This window comes from Sphaerimonospora cavernae, from assembly GCF_042435035.1.
GTDB lineage: Bacteria > Actinomycetota > Actinomycetes > Streptosporangiales > Streptosporangiaceae > Sphaerimonospora > Sphaerimonospora cavernae.
In genome coordinates this window covers 444,274-459,585 of record NZ_JBHMQT010000003.1, presented here as the reverse complement: position 1 = coordinate 459,585, position 15,312 = coordinate 444,274, and the positions used below count along the sequence as shown (strand labels likewise).

15 protein-coding genes and 1 tRNA gene are annotated in these 15,312 nt (G+C 69.2%); 9 read left to right on the top strand and 7 right to left on the bottom strand.

All coding sequences use genetic code 11. The features are described from left to right. The first annotated feature begins 56 nt into the window (after positions 1-56). Positions 57-1,469: a WGR domain-containing protein gene (locus tag ACFHYQ_RS02615; protein WP_394299408.1), complete on the top strand. Its 1,413-nt coding sequence runs from the start codon at positions 57-59 to the stop codon at positions 1,467-1,469. 139 nt (positions 1,470-1,608) lie between these two features. On the opposite strand, the gene ACFHYQ_RS02610 is transcribed toward ACFHYQ_RS02615, so the two are convergent. Both ACFHYQ_RS02610 and ACFHYQ_RS02605 read right to left on the bottom strand, forming a co-directional pair. Then, positions 1,609-2,127, bottom strand: a complete 519-nt coding sequence (locus ACFHYQ_RS02610) for an NUDIX hydrolase (protein WP_394299407.1) — start codon at positions 2,125-2,127, stop codon at positions 1,609-1,611. A gap of 111 nt (positions 2,128-2,238) precedes the next feature. Beyond that, positions 2,239-2,991, bottom strand: a complete 753-nt coding sequence (locus ACFHYQ_RS02605) for an aminotransferase class IV (RefSeq protein WP_394299406.1) — start codon at positions 2,989-2,991, stop codon at positions 2,239-2,241. Between the two features lie 617 nt (positions 2,992-3,608). On the opposite strand from ACFHYQ_RS02605, the gene ACFHYQ_RS02600 reads away from it, so the two are divergent. Next, positions 3,609-4,043, top strand: coding sequence for a VOC family protein (locus ACFHYQ_RS02600; RefSeq protein ID WP_394299647.1), 435 nt, complete (start codon positions 3,609-3,611; stop codon positions 4,041-4,043). 309 nt (positions 4,044-4,352) lie between these two features. Here the strand turns inward: ACFHYQ_RS02600 and ACFHYQ_RS02595 are convergent. Beyond that, positions 4,353-4,429, bottom strand: a tRNA-Ile gene (locus ACFHYQ_RS02595). A gap of 387 nt (positions 4,430-4,816) precedes the next feature. Here ACFHYQ_RS02595 and ACFHYQ_RS02590 point away from each other — a divergent pair. The 5 genes from ACFHYQ_RS02590 to ACFHYQ_RS02570 all read left to right on the top strand — a co-directional run bounded on the left by ACFHYQ_RS02590 (position 4,817) and on the right by ACFHYQ_RS02570 (position 9,543). Then, positions 4,817-5,464, top strand: a complete 648-nt coding sequence (locus ACFHYQ_RS02590) for a substrate-binding domain-containing protein (RefSeq protein ID WP_394299405.1) — start codon at positions 4,817-4,819, stop codon at positions 5,462-5,464. A 57-nt stretch (positions 5,465-5,521) separates the two neighbouring features. Continuing rightward, entirely contained in the window at positions 5,522-5,719 is a 198-nt protein-coding gene (locus ACFHYQ_RS02585) for a DUF2795 domain-containing protein (RefSeq protein WP_394299404.1), read from the top strand. A 94-nt stretch (positions 5,720-5,813) separates the two neighbouring features. After that, positions 5,814-7,883, top strand: a complete 2,070-nt coding sequence (gene pta, locus ACFHYQ_RS02580) for a phosphate acetyltransferase (RefSeq protein WP_394299646.1) — start codon at positions 5,814-5,816, stop codon at positions 7,881-7,883. Then, a complete protein-coding gene (locus ACFHYQ_RS02575) occupies positions 7,880-9,064 on the top strand; it encodes an acetate/propionate family kinase (RefSeq protein ID WP_394299403.1) in 1,185 nt (394 codons plus the stop codon). The genes pta and ACFHYQ_RS02575 overlap by 4 nt, the downstream gene beginning before the upstream one ends. Positions 9,065-9,096: 32 nt before the next feature. Then, entirely contained in the window at positions 9,097-9,543 is a 447-nt protein-coding gene (locus ACFHYQ_RS02570) for a TIGR02611 family protein (RefSeq protein ID WP_394299402.1), read from the top strand. Between the two features lie 25 nt (positions 9,544-9,568). Here the strand turns inward: ACFHYQ_RS02570 and ACFHYQ_RS02565 are convergent, their stop codons facing one another. The 4 genes from ACFHYQ_RS02565 to ACFHYQ_RS02550 form a co-directional block, all read right to left on the bottom strand. Next, a complete protein-coding gene (locus ACFHYQ_RS02565; RefSeq protein WP_512701461.1) occupies positions 9,569-9,889 on the bottom strand; it encodes a GroES family chaperonin in 321 nt (106 codons plus the stop codon). 17 nt (positions 9,890-9,906) lie between these two features. Then, entirely contained in the window at positions 9,907-10,518 is a 612-nt protein-coding gene (locus ACFHYQ_RS02560) for an RlpA-like double-psi beta-barrel domain-containing protein (RefSeq protein WP_394299401.1), read from the bottom strand. Between the two features lie 446 nt (positions 10,519-10,964). Continuing rightward, entirely contained in the window at positions 10,965-13,397 is a 2,433-nt protein-coding gene (locus ACFHYQ_RS02555) for a helicase-associated domain-containing protein (RefSeq protein WP_394299400.1), read from the bottom strand. 99 nt (positions 13,398-13,496) lie between these two features. Further along, positions 13,497-14,036, bottom strand: coding sequence for an ATP-binding protein (locus ACFHYQ_RS02550; RefSeq protein WP_394299399.1), 540 nt, complete (start codon positions 14,034-14,036; stop codon positions 13,497-13,499). A gap of 154 nt (positions 14,037-14,190) precedes the next feature. On the opposite strand from ACFHYQ_RS02550, the gene ACFHYQ_RS02545 reads away from it, so the two are divergent. Both ACFHYQ_RS02545 and ACFHYQ_RS02540 read left to right on the top strand, forming a co-directional pair. Beyond that, positions 14,191-15,057: a Sco1979 family transcriptional regulator gene (locus ACFHYQ_RS02545; protein WP_512701460.1), complete on the top strand. Its 867-nt coding sequence runs from the start codon at positions 14,191-14,193 to the stop codon at positions 15,055-15,057. Further along, the gene (locus ACFHYQ_RS02540; RefSeq protein WP_394299398.1) at positions 15,058-15,291 is read left to right on the top strand and encodes a DUF397 domain-containing protein; all 234 of its coding nucleotides are present in this window, start codon (positions 15,058-15,060) and stop codon (positions 15,289-15,291) included. It begins immediately after the preceding gene. Positions 15,292-15,312: the final 21 nt, after the last annotated feature.

The following is a 15,312-nucleotide window of genomic DNA, read 5'->3' as shown; positions in this document are numbered from 1 at the left end:
CGTCCCCTAACCTCTCGATCAATCGATCAAGCCGGTCTTAAGTGGAGATGGCGGATATGACCTACCTTGAGCTGTCTGAGGACGGCGGTGGAGCGCACAAGTTCTACGAGACGATCGTCTCCGGAACGCAGGTGACCATCACGTACGGGCGCATCGGCGAGGCGGGCCAGACGAAGGTCACCGATTTCCCCACCGAGGAGAAGGCGCGGACTGCGGCAGCCAAGAAGATCAACGAGAAGCTGCGCAAGGGCTATGGCCCGGCGGTCCGCGGCGTGCGCCAGCGCAGGCCGGTCACCCGCAGGACCGTCGCGAGTACCCGCTCCACGGCCCAGCAGGCGCCGGTCCTGTGGCGATTCGACAGCGGAGCCTCCGCCTTCGGCATCTTCGTGGACGAGGAGCACTGCTGGGTCGGCAACCAGCGCGGCGACGTGTACACCATCGCGCACTCCGGCATCGTGACCGGCCGATTCCGCCTGCCGGACGGCGTCAAGTGCATCGTGGCCGACGACTTCTGGATCTACGCGGGTTGCGACGACGGCAAGGTGTACGACCTGAGCGGCAAGGTGCCGAGGGCGGCCTACGAGATCGCCGCCGACGTCGACATTTACTGGCTCGACATCCACGATGGCATCCTTGGTGTCTCCGACCGCGGCGGCCGGATCACGACGATCGACTATGAGGACGAGTTCCAGTGGGCGCGCACGGGCCAGGGGGACTACGCCTGGATGGTCCGGTGCGACGAGGACGCGGTCTATCACGGCCACTCCAATGGCGTGGCCCGCTATGACGCCTCCGACGGCGCTCTCGTCTGGCACACCGCGTCGGCAGACCAGGTGCTGTTCGGCTGGCAGGAGGAGGATGCGGTCTACGCCGCGACCGGTCGCCGCACCGTCCACCGCCTGGCCAAGCGCGACGGCCGCGTCGAGGCCGTGTACCGGTGCGACGCGCCCGTCTACTCCTGTGCGACCTCGCCCGGGGGCCGCTACGTCTTCGCGGGGGACAACCAGTCCTCGGTGTACTGTTTCGCCGCCTCCGGGGAGCGGCTGTGGAAGCTCGGCACCGGTTTCGGGTCGGCCCTGTCCATGCAGTTCCTCGACGACCGCCTCTACCTCGTCACCACCGATGGCTCCCTGGCCTGCATCGACGCGAGCGAGACGGCGATCGCGGCCGCGCGCGAGGGCACGGTGCCCGAGCCCGTCAATGTGAAGGCCGCCGCGGCGCTGCCCGTGGTGGAGCCGTCGGTCGTGCTGGAGACCGTCACTCACGTCGGCGACGGTGTGGTCGTGGAGTGCGTACGCGAAGGCGAGCGGTTGCGCGTCCGCGTGGCCAGCCCCGGGTACGAGGCGTGGAACGTGCAGTTCCCCAAGGACATCCGCGAGGCCGGCGCCCGCTACCTGGTCGAGAGCGTACGCCCCTCCGGCCGGGGCGGCTTCTACCGCACGTGCGGCGAGATCAGGCGGCTCCTCTAGGCGATCAATTCCGCATACGTCAGTGATCGCGGTCGATCAGGAGGCTCTGACCGACCTTCCCTCGGCCCGATGGCCTGGACCCCGGTGCCGTTCGGCGATTGCCCGATGTCGAACGACGGATCTTTCTGTCTTGGCGGGTTCACGACCAGAACTCGAACGGTTGGTCGATCTCCTCGCCTGCCAGGAAGGCGGTCAACAGCGCCGGCAGGCTACGGGGATAGAACTGCTCCCGAGTGCTCAGGACCCCGGAGATGGGCCACCAGCGGAAGTCGAAGTAGTCCTCCTTCTCGTAGTCGAGCCGTCCGGACTCGTCGATGGGCGGGCCGGGAACGCTCAGCCGCACCTCGACCACGACCTCGTTCTGTAGGCGGCGGACGTTCCTATGGCGGTAGGTCGCCCTGCGACGCCACGTCGGGCGGCCTATCTGGCCGGGGTGGGCGACGATGCCGGTCTCCTCGCGCAACTCTCTGATGGCGGTGTCGAGATAGGTCTCACCCTCATCGATGCCCCCGCCCGGGAGCTCCCACCAGGTGCCCAGTTCCGGCGCCGTACAGTCGCGGGTGTGGAAGAGCAGGATGTCATTCGCACTGTCACGTACGACGAGCCGGACGGCGCGGCGTTCCACGATCGGCAGGTCCTGGGGAAGCTCCAGCATCATCCAATCCTCATCGAGGTCGACAACTGAGACGTTGTTCCACGCTCGTCACGTCGCCTGCCGCACCGGGTCATCGGGTGGGAGCTTGCTGATCAAGCGTGTGCGGGCGTTGTCTCAGATCGGATCCCAGGGAACAGAGCCGTACAGGGCCAGCACCTGTCGGGTGATTTCGGGGTCGACGGGGATTTCGACGTCGTCGACGCGGCCTACGGGGGAGATCCCACGGGAGTTGGTGACGAAGACCGCGGCGAAGGAGGGCAGGTCGGTGCGGCGGATTGTGCGGTGTTGTGCGGACAGGCCGGCGCGGCCGAGGAGTCGCATGGTGACGCCGGGGAGGGCGGGCGCGTCCGGCCAGACGAAGGCGGCGCCGTCGTGGCAGAGGATGTTGGCGATGCCCGCCTCGGCGACGTGGTCGAACGTGGTGAGGAGCAGGGCGTCGTCGAAACCGTCTTTTTCCGCGAGGTGACCGTAGTGGAGCTGGCCGAACGTCCCGGTGTGCTTGATGTGCGGGACGGGGCGCTGGTAAACGACGGATTTGAGGCCTTGAGGCCTGGTCGCGGCATCGGCAGGTGGCCGGGCGGTAACCATGACGGAGACGGTGGAGTCGCGAAAGACGGTGACCCGGATGGTGGCGTCGACGTCGTCGGCGAGGATGTGCCGGATGTAGCCGCGAACCCGATCGGGGTCGAGAGGTTCGTGGAAAAGTTCCCTGTTGGCGGCGTCCAGGCGGGACAGGTGCAGATCGAGGCCGCGAACCGATCTGCCGCGAACCTGCATGACGGTGACGTGACCATAGTTGATCAGCGCGGGGGCCAACAGCTTGTCGATCTCGGGAGGACGCCCGTCGATCTCGGTGCGCGGCGACACGATCTTACCGTACTTGATCGGGCATTGATTCGCGTCAGCTGCCCGGCCCCGTGACGGGGGGCAAGCGCCGGCGGTGCCCCCCTGGCTGACCGCCGGGATCCATGCCATTGAGCGGGGTACGGGGCGGAATCGTTCCGCGAGATGTCGTGAGCATTCCGCATATGTTCCGCGGCCACTGGCGTACGGCTGCTTTCTGCGGCTCTCGGTCGCATGTCCGCATAAGCATGATCGACCGCGAAGCCGCAGGTTATGCGGGGTATGGCTGATCAAACGTGGTAGGGCGGGTGGGACTTGGCGCACCCGACCCTGATGGAACTGCCCATACGTCCTCGTCCTTGACGGGCACCCACTGGGCGCGGAGATGTTCGGGACCCGGCGCGGGGGCATCCCCATCAATCCTCGTCGTCGGAGTCAGGATCGCGCAAGGCGAGGGATGATTCCCTGCTCACCATGGCCATTCGATCTCGGTCTTGCGAGATAACGAGGGTTATCTGGCAACCCTTCGACGGGCGAGGCGTTCAGGCTGGAGCTGTGGATCTTTCAGGACTTCGCCAATCCGGCCAGGGTGCACGGTGGGTGATTACGGAATGCATAGTTATCTATGGCAGGATTTTCCCATGGTATCCGTTAAGCAGATTCAAGTCGCCTTCGATTGCGCTTCACCTGAGCGTGTCGGTCGCTTCTGGTGCGAGGTGTTGGGGTATGTCGCGCCGGCGCCGCCTGAGGGGTTCGCCAGTTGGGACGACTTCAATCGCACGCTGCCGCCCGAGCAGCGGGACTCATGGTTCGCATGCAGCGACCCCTCGGGTGTCGGTCCGCGGCTGTACTTCCAGCGCGTTCCCGAAGGCAAGGTCGCCAAGAATCGGCTGCACCTTGATGTGCGGGTCGGCACCGGACTCGTCGGTGCAGAGCGCCTGGCAGCCCTCGAGGCCGAATGCGCACGATTGATCCCTCTCGGCGCGAAACGCGTGCGGCTCCTGCCCGCCGATGAAGAAAACGAGTCGTGCCTCGTGATGCAGGACATCGAGGACAACGAGTTCTGCCTGAGCTGACGAACGTCTTCCACGTTGAACGCGACACAGACCTGACTCGCTGATCGGCTTCCACGGGGAAGGCTGTCCGTCAGCTCTCCCTTCGCACAGCGCCGCTGTTGATCTCGGGAAGATCGGGTATCTCGCCGAGTTCGCGCGGTCCCTCGGAAGGCCCGGACGAAGCGATGGCATAGCGGCCCAGGAAATTCACGTGGGCGTGGCCTAGCGGGCTGAGCCGGGCGACTGCACGCGGAGGCCTATAGCTGCATGCCGCGACAAGCGTGATCGACAGCAAAACCGCAGGTCATGCGGGGTATGGCTGATCAAACGTGGTAGGGCGGGTGGGACTTGAACCCACGACCCACGGATTATGAGTCCGATGCTCTGACCGGCTGAGCTACCGCCCCGCAATGGTGCAGTCTCTCACAACTCGGGGGGTGCGCAGACCCGCATCCCCGGAGAATTCGAAGGTTTCTGGGCCGCGCCGTACCCTCATCCGGACCCCGGCGGCGGCTCGGAGCGCAACGACCTGGAAGATCTCCAGGACGGTCGTGTCCTGGTCTGTCCCAGGGAGTCCCGGCCAGGGGAGAGGCGGACATGTCAGGCGATCACCAAGGCGGGCGCGCTGGTCCGGCCCTAAGGTAAATCCGGCGTGAGAGCGAGGGACGAGGCGGGGAGATCAAGGCCCAGAACAGGTTCGGCGGCAAGCCCGCGGCAGGGCAACTCGGGCTTTATGGCCTAAATGCCCGGGTACGGCATGGCCGGGTGGCTCTGCGTGCGATCGGGGGATTGCTGTGGAGATACGACTGGTGGTGGCCGCCGCTTCCCTGGCCCTCCTGACGACCATCCGGGCGTGTGACACGGCGCTTCCATACTCGGGGACCGGGCTGGGCGCGGTCGGCAGAATCGGTGACGGCTTCACGGTCGGTCTGCTGCTCCCTGACAAGCGGGGGGAACGGTACGACACCTATGACCGGCCGGCCATCACGCGGGCGATCGCCGCGCTCTGCCCGAAATGCGAGGTCGTCTCCGCCAACGCCGGCGGCGACCAGGGCATCCAGAATCGGCAACTGTCCGAGATGCTCGCCGAAGACGTACGAGTGCTCATCCTGGTCGCGGTACGGCCCGAGGCCACCGCGTCGGCGGTCGCGGGGGCGAAGCTTCTCCGTGCCAAGGTCATCGCTTACGACCGGCTGGCGAACGGGCCGGTGGACGCCTACACGGGGTTTTCCGGACCCGAGGCCGACAGGAGGCGGGAACCGGCCGCGCGACTGGACATCACGCGGGAGGCGGTCAGCGCCGCCCGGCTCGCCGTCGACCTCGCCTGCGGCAAGGCCGTGTACGGTACGACGACCGTCGCCAACGGGACCACGGCGTCGATCCCGGCCTTCATGATCCACCCCGCCGCGCGCTTACCTCCTCACCATGCCCCGCGGGAGTGATGCGGGAACCGGCGGGTAGGCGGGGAGAGCAGGAGACGTCGACGAAGGAAGACCGTCATGGCCGACATCCCGAACCCGATCCAACTGCAGAAGCACCTCAAGGGCGTGGACTACCCGGTCGGCAAGGCGGAGCTGATCCAGACGGCCCGCGACCACGGCGCCGACGACCTTGTGATCAATGCTCTGGAGAGGCTGCCGGACCGGCAGTACGACGGCCCGAACGCCGTCAGCAAGGCGGTCGCCCAGGAGCGTTAGCACTCCGTTCGATGCCGGGACCCAGGACCGGTCCGGACCCCCGTCCCGCTCGGGCCGGTCCGTCGTTTCGAATACGCTTTGTCCAGTGAATGCTATGGCGATCGGGGTGTACGTCGCGGCGAGCGACGCCAGGAGCAACAAGGGCGCGATCGCCCTCGGCATGGTCGAGTTGCTGACCCGTCAGGTGGAGACCGTGGGGGTGTTCCGGCCGCTCGTCCGGGCGGGCCGGGAGGACGGCCTGGTCAACACCGTGCGTGCGAGGTTCGGCATCGGCCTGCCGTACGAGATGTGCGTGGGCGTCACCTACGAGGACCTGCACGCCGACGAGGAACGGGCGACCGGGGAGATCCTGGCCCGCTACCGCGCGCTGGCCGGCCGCTGCGGCGCCGTCGTCGTGATCGGGACCGACTACACCGACGTCGGCGCGCCCACCGAGTTCGTGTTCAACGCCGAGCTGGCGGCGAATCTGGGCACGCCGGTGGTCAACGTGGTGACCGGGCTGCACCGCATGCCGGACGACATCGTCGCCGCGGTCGAGATGTCCAGGAAGGAGCTCGCCGAGCGGCACGCGACCGAGTTGGCCACCATCGTCACCCGCGTCACGCCCGACCTGGTGGACGAGGTCGCCGCCCGCGTCGGCGCGTACGTCCTGCCGGAGGAGCCGCGGCTGTCGGCGCCCACGGTGAGCGACCTGGCCGTTGCCTGCGACGGCGAATTATTCATCGGGGACGAGCAGCAACTCGGCCGGGAGGTCGGCGCCCTCATGGTCGGGGCGATGTCGCTGCCGAACATCCTCGACCGGCTCTCCGACGGCGTCGCCGTCATCGTCCCGGCCGACCGCGCGGCCGCGCTGGTGCCCGGACTGCTGGCCGCGCATCGGGCGCCGACGTTCCCCGCCCTGTCCGCGATCATCCTGAACGGCGGGCTGGAGCTGCCCGAGCCGGTGACCCGGCTGTTCGACGGCATGGACATCCGGCTGCCCGTGATCGCCACTGAGGGCGGCACGTTCGAGACGGCCAAGGCGCTGTCGGAGGCCGAGGGCATGTTCACCCCCGACGCCAAGGGCAAGATCGACACCGCGCTGGGGCTGTTCGCCGACCACGTCGACACCGCCGCGCTGCTGCGCAGCCTGCGGATCACCAAGGCCGCCGCGGTGACGCCGCTGATGTTCGAGTACGACCTGCTGGAGCGGGCCAGGGCCCAGCGCCGCCACATCGTGCTGCCCGAGGGCGCCGAGCCACGCATCCTCCGCGCGGCCGACAGCCTGCTGCGGCGCGGCGTGACCGAGCTGACCCTGCTCGGCGACGAGCGGGAGATCCGGGCCGCGGCCGCCCAGATGGGCCTGGCCATCGACGACGCGCACGTGGTCAGCCCGTTCGACGAGGAGCTGCGCGAACAGTTCGCCGAGGAGTACGCCCGGCTGCGGGCGCACAAGGGCATGTCGCTCGCGCAGGCCCGCGACGCCGTCACCGACGTGTCCTACTTCGGCACGCTCATGGTCCATCTCGGGCTGGCCGACGGCATGGTCTCGGGCGCCGCCCACACGACGGCCCACACCATCCGCCCATCGTTCGAGATCATCAAGACGTCGCCCGGTGTGGGGATCGTGTCCAGCGTCTTCTTCATGTGCCTGGCCGACCGGGTCCTCGTGTACGGCGACTGCGCGGTCGTCCCCGATCCCACGGCCGAGCAGCTGGCCGACATCGGGATCTCCTCGGCGGAGACCGCCGCCAGGTTCGGCGTCGAACCCCGCGTCGCCATGCTGTCGTACTCCACGGGCGAGTCCGGGACGGGCCCGGAGGTCGACAAGGTGCGCCGGGCCACCACGCTGATCCGCGAGCTGCGGCCGGACCTGCCGGTGGCGGGGCCGATCCAGTACGACGCGGCGGCCGAGCCGAGCGTGGCCGAGGCGAAGATGCCGGGCAGCCCGGTCGCCGGGCGGGCGACCGTGTTCGTGGTGCCCGACCTGAACACCGGCAACAACCTCTACAAGGCCGTGCAGCGCAGCGCCGGCGCGGTGGCCATCGGGCCGGTGCTGCAGGGCCTGCGCAAGCCGGTCAACGACCTGTCCCGCGGCGCGACCGTGGACGATATCGTCAACACCGTGGCGATCACCGCCATTCAGGCGCAGGCGCACAATCCGGGTCGGGAGGAGACGCCGTGATCGACCAGGTCCTCGTACTCAACAGCGGCTCGTCCTCGATCAAATACCGCCTGATCGACATGGCGTCACGCCGGGAGACGGCCCGCGGCCTCGCCGAACGGATCGGCGAGGAGACCAGCGTTCTCACGCATGGCGGCGTCCGGGTGGAGCGGCGGCTCGCCGACCACGAGGAGGGCCTGCGTGCCGTGCTGGCCGCCTTCGCCGAGCACGGGCCGGCGCTGGACCGCGTGGCGGCGGTGGGCCACCGGGTGGTGCACGGCGGCAGCCGGTTCGTCCAGCCCACCCTCATCGACGACGAGGTCGAGCGGGCGATCGAGGATCTCGCCCCGCTGGCTCCGCTGCACAACCTGCCCAACCTGGAGGGCATCCGGGTGGCTCGCCGCGCGTTCCCCGCCCTGCCGCACGTCGCGGTCTTCGACACCGCGTTCCACGGCACGCTCCCGCCGCACGCCTACACCTACGCGGTGCCGCGCGAGTGGACCGAGAAGCTCGGGGTGCGCCGGTACGGCTTCCACGGCACCTCCACCGCCTATGTGTCACGGCGGGCCGCCGAACTGCTCGGCAGGCCGTACGACGAGGTCGACTCGATCGTGCTGCACCTCGGCAACGGCGCGAGCGCGACCGCCGTGCGCGGCGGGCGCAGCGTGGACACCTCCATGGGCATCACCCCGCTGGCGGGCCTCGTCATGGGCACCCGGTCGGGTGACGTCGACCCCGCGCTCCCGGCGTACCTGAACCGGGTGGCCGGGATGAGCCTGGCCGACGTCGACGACGCGCTGAACCGGGACAGCGGGCTGCTCGGCATGTGCGGCGCCAACGACCTGCGTGAGGTATGGAAGCTCGCCGACTCCGGCGCGCCCGACGCCCGGCTGGCGATGGAGGTGTACGGCCACCGCCTGCGCGGCTACATCGGGGCGTACTACGCCGTGCTCGGCCGGGTGGACGCGCTCGTGTTCACCGCCGGCGTGGGCGAGCACGACGCCAGGACCCGGGCGCTCGCCGTGTCCGGGCTGTCCCGGCTCGGCATCGAGATCGATCCGGCGCGGAACGCCGCGACGGCGACCGGCCCCCGGATGATCTCACCCGAGGGGGCCGAGGTCGCCGTGCTCGTGATCCCCACCGACGAGGAGATGGAGATCGCCGATCAGGTGGTCGCCTGCGTCGGGTCACGTTCCCGCTGATCGGCGGCCGGCCCGGTTATTCTGGCCGCTGGATGGGGGTGATCCCGATGGCGGTGGCCGGGGACAACCGCGCGGGGGCCGGGGACGGCCAGGTGGAGGCCGAGGCGGCGCCTGGGTGGCGTGACCGCGTGCGGGCGCGGCGAGGAGGTCACCTCGCCCTGCGGGTCGTGATCGGGGTGATCGGCTGCGTCATGATCGTGAGTGGTCTGATCATGGTGCCGTTCCCCGGGCCGGGCTGGCTCGTGGTGTTCGCCGGTCTGGCGGTGCTGGCCACCGAGTTTCCGTGGGCCTCCAGGCTGCTGGAGTTCGCCAAGCGCGCGGTCCTGGCCGCCACTGACTGGCTCAGACGGCAGAACTGGTTCGTCCGCGTCGTCGCGAGCCTGCTGACCCTCGCCTGCGCCGCCGCCATCGTGTGGGTGACGCTCAAACTGACCATGGGGATCGATCTCGTCCAGATGGCCCGCGCGTTCGTGCTGTGAAGCCGTGAAGCCGGGGCCGGCGAGGTCAGAGGTAGAGACCGGTGCCGTGTTCGGTCTGCTGGGTGGCCACCGCGTGCAGGTCGCGTTCGCGCAGCACCAGATAGAGCTGGCCCTGCACCTCCACCTCGTACTGGTCCTCGGGGTTGAACAGGACCTTGTCCCCGGTCTTCACGGATCGGGCGTTGACGCCGGCTCCGCAGACTTCGCCCCAGACCAGCCGGTTGGCCATCTTGACGGTCGCCGGGATGACGATGCCTCCGCTGCTGCGGCGTTCCTCGGTATCCCGCTCGATCCTGATCATGACGCGGTCGTGGAGCATCTGGATCTCGAACTTCGGGTCGGCCACGCTGGCAGTCTACGGGGTCAGGAGCGACCCATTGCCAGGTCGTAACCGGTGCCCGAGCGGCGGTAGACGCGTCCGGTGCCCCACTTGAGCACCTCGAACCGGACGTGGACGGTGTTGGATCGGACCCCGGTGAGGTCGGCCATCATCTTCTCCGACAGATCGACGATGGCCGGGATGTCGTGCTGTGCGACGGCCCACTCGGCCGGGCCGAAGTCCTCGACGAAGCCGATGGCGCTCTCGCCCCGGTAGGTGATCTTCACCTTGGTGCCGAGGGGCCAGTAGGGGCTGGCGATGGTCTGGTACCGCATCGGCTTGCCCGACGCGGTCGCGCCGTCCCAGAAAGACGTGGCTGTGGCCGTACCGGAGGGAAGCTCGGGTGTCGGCTCGGGGGTCGGCTCGACTGCCGGAGAGGCCTCAGGTGCGGCTGAACCGGCCGGTGTGGGGGATTGCGCCGCCGAGGACTCCGCGGGCGGCTGTGCGAGGCTCGGAGGGGAGGAGGGGAGGATCTGGTCGGGGGCGGGGCGCCGGATGGGTGTGCCGGCCGCCGCGTGGGCGGTGGCGGTGGTGCCGGTGGCCAGCAGGACACCGGCGACGGTCAGGGTGATCGCTTGTCGGGTTCGCTTGTGCATGTGTTCCTTTCGCCCCGTCAGACCCGAGGGGGAGGGCATGCCGCGGCACACCCGGGGGCCTGGGAGAGGAAGGGGAAGGAGTTCCCTTTACGCGTCTATGGCGACAGCGTTGCTGTTCGGGGCAGTTGATTCGGAAATAACGGACGTTTCGCACGAGTATAGGGAAAGAAACGGCAAAAAGGACAAGTGATCGCAAACCACCGGTAGATCTTCCTTGACTCTCCCCCAGGACAAACATGGGCGTGATCTTGCAATTGCTCGCACGAATAGGGACTCACCTGCGGATTCGCCATCCGTGATCTTGCAGAAACTTGCAGAGTGTACGGATGGCCTGGGAGTTCACCTTTCGTGATCTTGCATTGCAAGATCACGAATGCTGTACTCCCTGGTCAGAGGCAATGTGTGCAAGTATTTGCAAGATCACGGGATGGGGGCGGGGTGGGGGGTCAGAGGGCGTTGGTGACGGAGGCGATCTCGTGGAGAGGGAACTCCAGGTAGTCGCCGGCCTCCTCGCACCAGGCGTCGAGGGCGCCGCTGCGCAGCTCGCCGTGGCTGATGGTCGCGGTGACACCGTCGGACAGGGTGATGAGGGCACGGACGTCACGGTCCACCACACAGCCCAGGAGCGACTGCTGGGCCGCCGGCAGCCTGGTGGCCATCCGGCCGATGACGGCCCAGGTCTGCCGCCCCGGGCCGGTGGCGCCCGCGTCGGCGAGCAGACGCCTGGCGTGCTCGCGCGGGTCGGGGGACGGCTCGGCGAGCAGTACGTCCGGAACGCCGGAAACGACAGGTCGCTCCAGCTCGGCGACCCGCCCGCCCGGCAGCAGAACGAGCCGCCCGCCCTCACCGGGTTCGTCGCCCGCCGGCACCGGGGCGTACCCGGCCTCGCGCAGCGCGGCGAGCGTCGTCCCGGCCGAGGCGGAGCCGGCCAGCACGGTCGGGGCCAGGAGCCGTAGCCCGAGCCCGGCCAGCCTCCGGTGCGCGACGATCTCGGCCAGCAGGGCGGGATCGGAGCCCTGGATGATGCAGCCGACCGAGGAGACCGTCACCTCGCCGTGCCGGCGGCCGACGTCCCGGATCAGGTACGCCAGCGGCTGCGGGAGGGTGCCGACCTCGGCGAGCGCGGTGAGGAGGCCGTCGGCGGTCTCCCCGGCGTCCAGGGCCCGTCGTACGCTCGCCGGGCTGAACCGCCAGACCGAGGCGGCCCCGCGGGACTCGCGGTCGGCGGCGCGGTCGAGGAGGGCGGCGAGCTCGACCGACGGCGGCCCGGTCACGACGGCGGTCAGGTCGGCGCCGAACAGCGCGGTGCGGCGGGCGGCGGCGAGCGCGGTGACGGAGCGTTCGACCAGGGTCGGGTCGTGCTCGACCTCGGGCACTCCCGCGCGGTCCTCGTCTCCGGCGACGGAGGCCAGCGCGGCCAGCGCCCGGCCGAGGCCGGTGAGCGTCCGTCCGGCGGCGAGGCCGAGGAGCCGGGCCTCGTCGAGGACCGCGGGAGCGCAGTCGGCCAGCAGTTCCCGGTCGAGCATCGGCGCCCGCCAGTGGACGGACTGTACGAGCTCGCGCAGAGTGGCGAAGCCCCGGCCCTCGGGAATCCCCGCGAGCACGCCGAACACCGCCCGCCGGATCCGCGCGATCGTCTCACCGGAGGGGTCGTCGCCCAGGACGGTCGGGTGGCGGTCCTCCACACGGCGCAGCGACGACCGCTCCATGCGCCACCACGCGGCCACCAGGACGCGTAGCCGGGCGGGGGCGTCCTCCAGGCGCCAGGCGTCGAACCGGTCGGTCGCGACGAGGCAGCCGGGCGCCGTGCCCGTGGCGCCCGCACCGACGGGGAGCGGGCCGTCGCCGTGCGTGGCATGCTCCTCCAATGCGATCAGCCGGGCGACCGCCGAGACCTCCAGGAGCAGCCGGGTCTCGTCCTCCGAGCAGCCGGTCTCCCTGGCCAGCCGCTTGATCTCTCGCACTCCGACGCCGCCGTTCTTCAGCAGCGGCAGAGGGGTCTTGCCGACGTTCTCCAGCAACGCGGTGGCCCGGTCGAGCAGGTGCGGCGCGGCCAGGCTCATCGCGTGCTCGACCTCGTCGGGAGCGGTCTCGACCGTGGCGAGATCGGGTGGGTACGGCGTGAACGGGCCGTGGTAGTCGGGACCCCGCAGCGCCAGCGACACCTCCCGCGGCATCTCAGCGAGGTCCCACCGTCCGCGGAACAGCAGTCCGTGGTCGAGCGCCCACTTCTCCGGCGTTCCCGGCGTGATGAACCGGTCGCCGGACACGGTGCGGATCGGGCCGTCCCAGGCGAAGCCGTCCAGCAGTTCCATCGTGCCGTACGGCGCCTGGCGGAGCAGCGAGCCGAGGCGCTCGCTGTCGCTCAGCAGCGCCGTGACCCTGGCCGCCATCTGGCGTTTGCTTCCCTGCACCGGCAGCCGGAGGTTGCGGCAGATGCGGCGCAGTCCGTCGGGGCTGAGCCGCCAGGAGTCGAGGTAGGCCCCGAGCGGCTCGCCGACGCCGCACGGCGTGGTCCACCAGCGGGCCACGGCCGGGGTGAGGTTGATCCGGCCGTCCGGACCGGGCCAGGCGACGGCGTGATCGTAAAGGTGGTCGAGCCACGGGATCACCTCGGAGGTGCGCACGCCGAGGAAGCGGGCGAGGTCGTCCTCGCCCGGGCGATCGCCGACCACCAGGCACGCCTGCAGCAGTTCGAGGGGCGGCAGGGGAAGGCCGCGCATGACCTCCATGACGGCCAAGTCGTCGGTCAGGCGGACGGCCAGGGCGTCCAGGCGGCGGGGCCAGGGCGCGGCGATGGCGTCCTGGCGGTTGGCCAGGACGCGGGCGAGCCTGTCTTCGTCGAGAGCTGACAGCCAGCCGACCAGCTGATCGTCCATACCGGACTCCGGGGAAATGCCGCTCGGGCGTTACGGTCCGATCTCAGCACATCCGGGCCCGCCCTGGGTGGAGTTCGCGGCAGATCGCCCATCGGAGAGTCAGCGGGCGGACAGCACGGCCCAGACGGCCTTGCCCCGCGGGGTCAGGGTGGACCAGCCCCAGCGCAGGCTCAGCGACTCGACGATGTGGAGTCCGAGGCCGCCCGGCTCGAACGGCGCAGGGTCGCGCATGACCGGTACGGCCGCGCCGGGATCGGTGATCGCGCAGGTGACCAGATGGCCGTGCCGGATCAGGGACAGCCGGATGACCTCGCGGTCCCGGTGGTCTCCCGGTCCGAGGAGCGTCAGGCCGTGCCGCAGCGCGTTGGTGGTGAGCTCCGAGACCACCAGCTCCATCGCGTCGAGGAGCTCGGTCAGGTGCCACCCGGACAGGGTCCCCGCGGCGAAGCTGCGGGCCGAGTGCACCGACTCCGCCAGGGGCGGCAGGACGAAGGTGGCGCTGCCGCCGATGCGTGTGCCGGTGCGGCCAGGCATGGGTTCCAGCAGGTCGCGTGCGTTCTCCGGCCACCAGCCGATCGGCGGGCACCAGTCGCGCGCCGACCACTGAATCTGGCCACGAGTCGGGTTCGTGGACTGCACGAGATCATGATGCTGGACACTTCGTGCAACTGCAAGGGCGAATGCACGTGCAAGTGTGGTGTGCAAGCGCTACGGTTACCCCCAAACACCGCTGGGACGAAGGGGGCGATCTTTGACAGACTGTGAACAAGCCCACTAAGCGGAGGAAAAACACGTGTCGATAGATCCGCCCGGATCGGCTTCCACCGTTCGGCGCATCATGCTCGGCGCCAGCCTTCGGCGGCTGCGTGAGGAGCGGGGACTCGCCCGCGATGAGGCGGGATTCCACATCCGCGCCTCCGAGTCCAAGATCAGCCGAATGGAGCTCGGCCGGGTCGGTTTCAAGACGCGTGACGTCGAAGACCTGCTCACGCTGTACGGCGTCGTCGACGACGACGAACGGCGTGGCCTGCTGGAGATGGTCCGTGAGGCGAACACGCCCGGGTGGTGGCACAAGTACGGCGAGGTTCTGCCGAACTGGTTCGTCACCTACGTCGGACTGGAGGAGGCCGCCGGCGTTATCCGCACCTACGAGGTGCAGTTCGTGCCCGGCCTGCTGCAGACGGCGGCGTACGCCCGCTCGGTGATCCAGCTCGGGTATCCGGACGCTCCGGATGCCGTAATCGAACAACGTGTGCATCTACGTATGCAGCGCCAGGAGCGGCTGACGCACAGGGACGGGCCCAGGCTGTGGGCCGTCATCGACGAGGCCGCGCTGAAGCGACCGATCGGAGGGAGGGCGACCATGCGCGAGCAGATCCAGCACCTGCTCGAGGTGGCCACGCTGCCCAACATCACTCTTCAGGTGATGCCCTTCCGCTTCGGGATGCACGCGGCCGAGGGTGGCGCTTTCACGATCCTCCGCTTCCCGGAGCCCGACCTTTCCGACGTGATCTACGTCGAGCAGCTCTGGGGCGCCCTCTACCTGGACAAGCGTGAGGACGTCGATCCCTACCTGACGGCCATGGAGCAGCTGTGCGTGGAGAGCACCACGCCCGGGGCCACCGCCGAGATCCTCGGCGAACTTCTCAGAGAGATGTGAATGCAGACATATAACGGGATGCCCGCAAACGACCTTACCGGGGTCACGTGGCGGAAGAGCGCCCACAGCAACTCGACCGGTAACTGCGTTGAGCTCGCCGAGCTTCCGGACGGCGGCGTCGCCGTGCGGAACTCGCGATATCCCGAGGGCCCGGCGCTGATCTACACCAGGGATGAGATCCGCGCGCTCGTACTCGGCGTCAAGGACGGCGAGTTCGACGGCTTACTCGTCTGATCGCCACCCGCGTGACCGCGA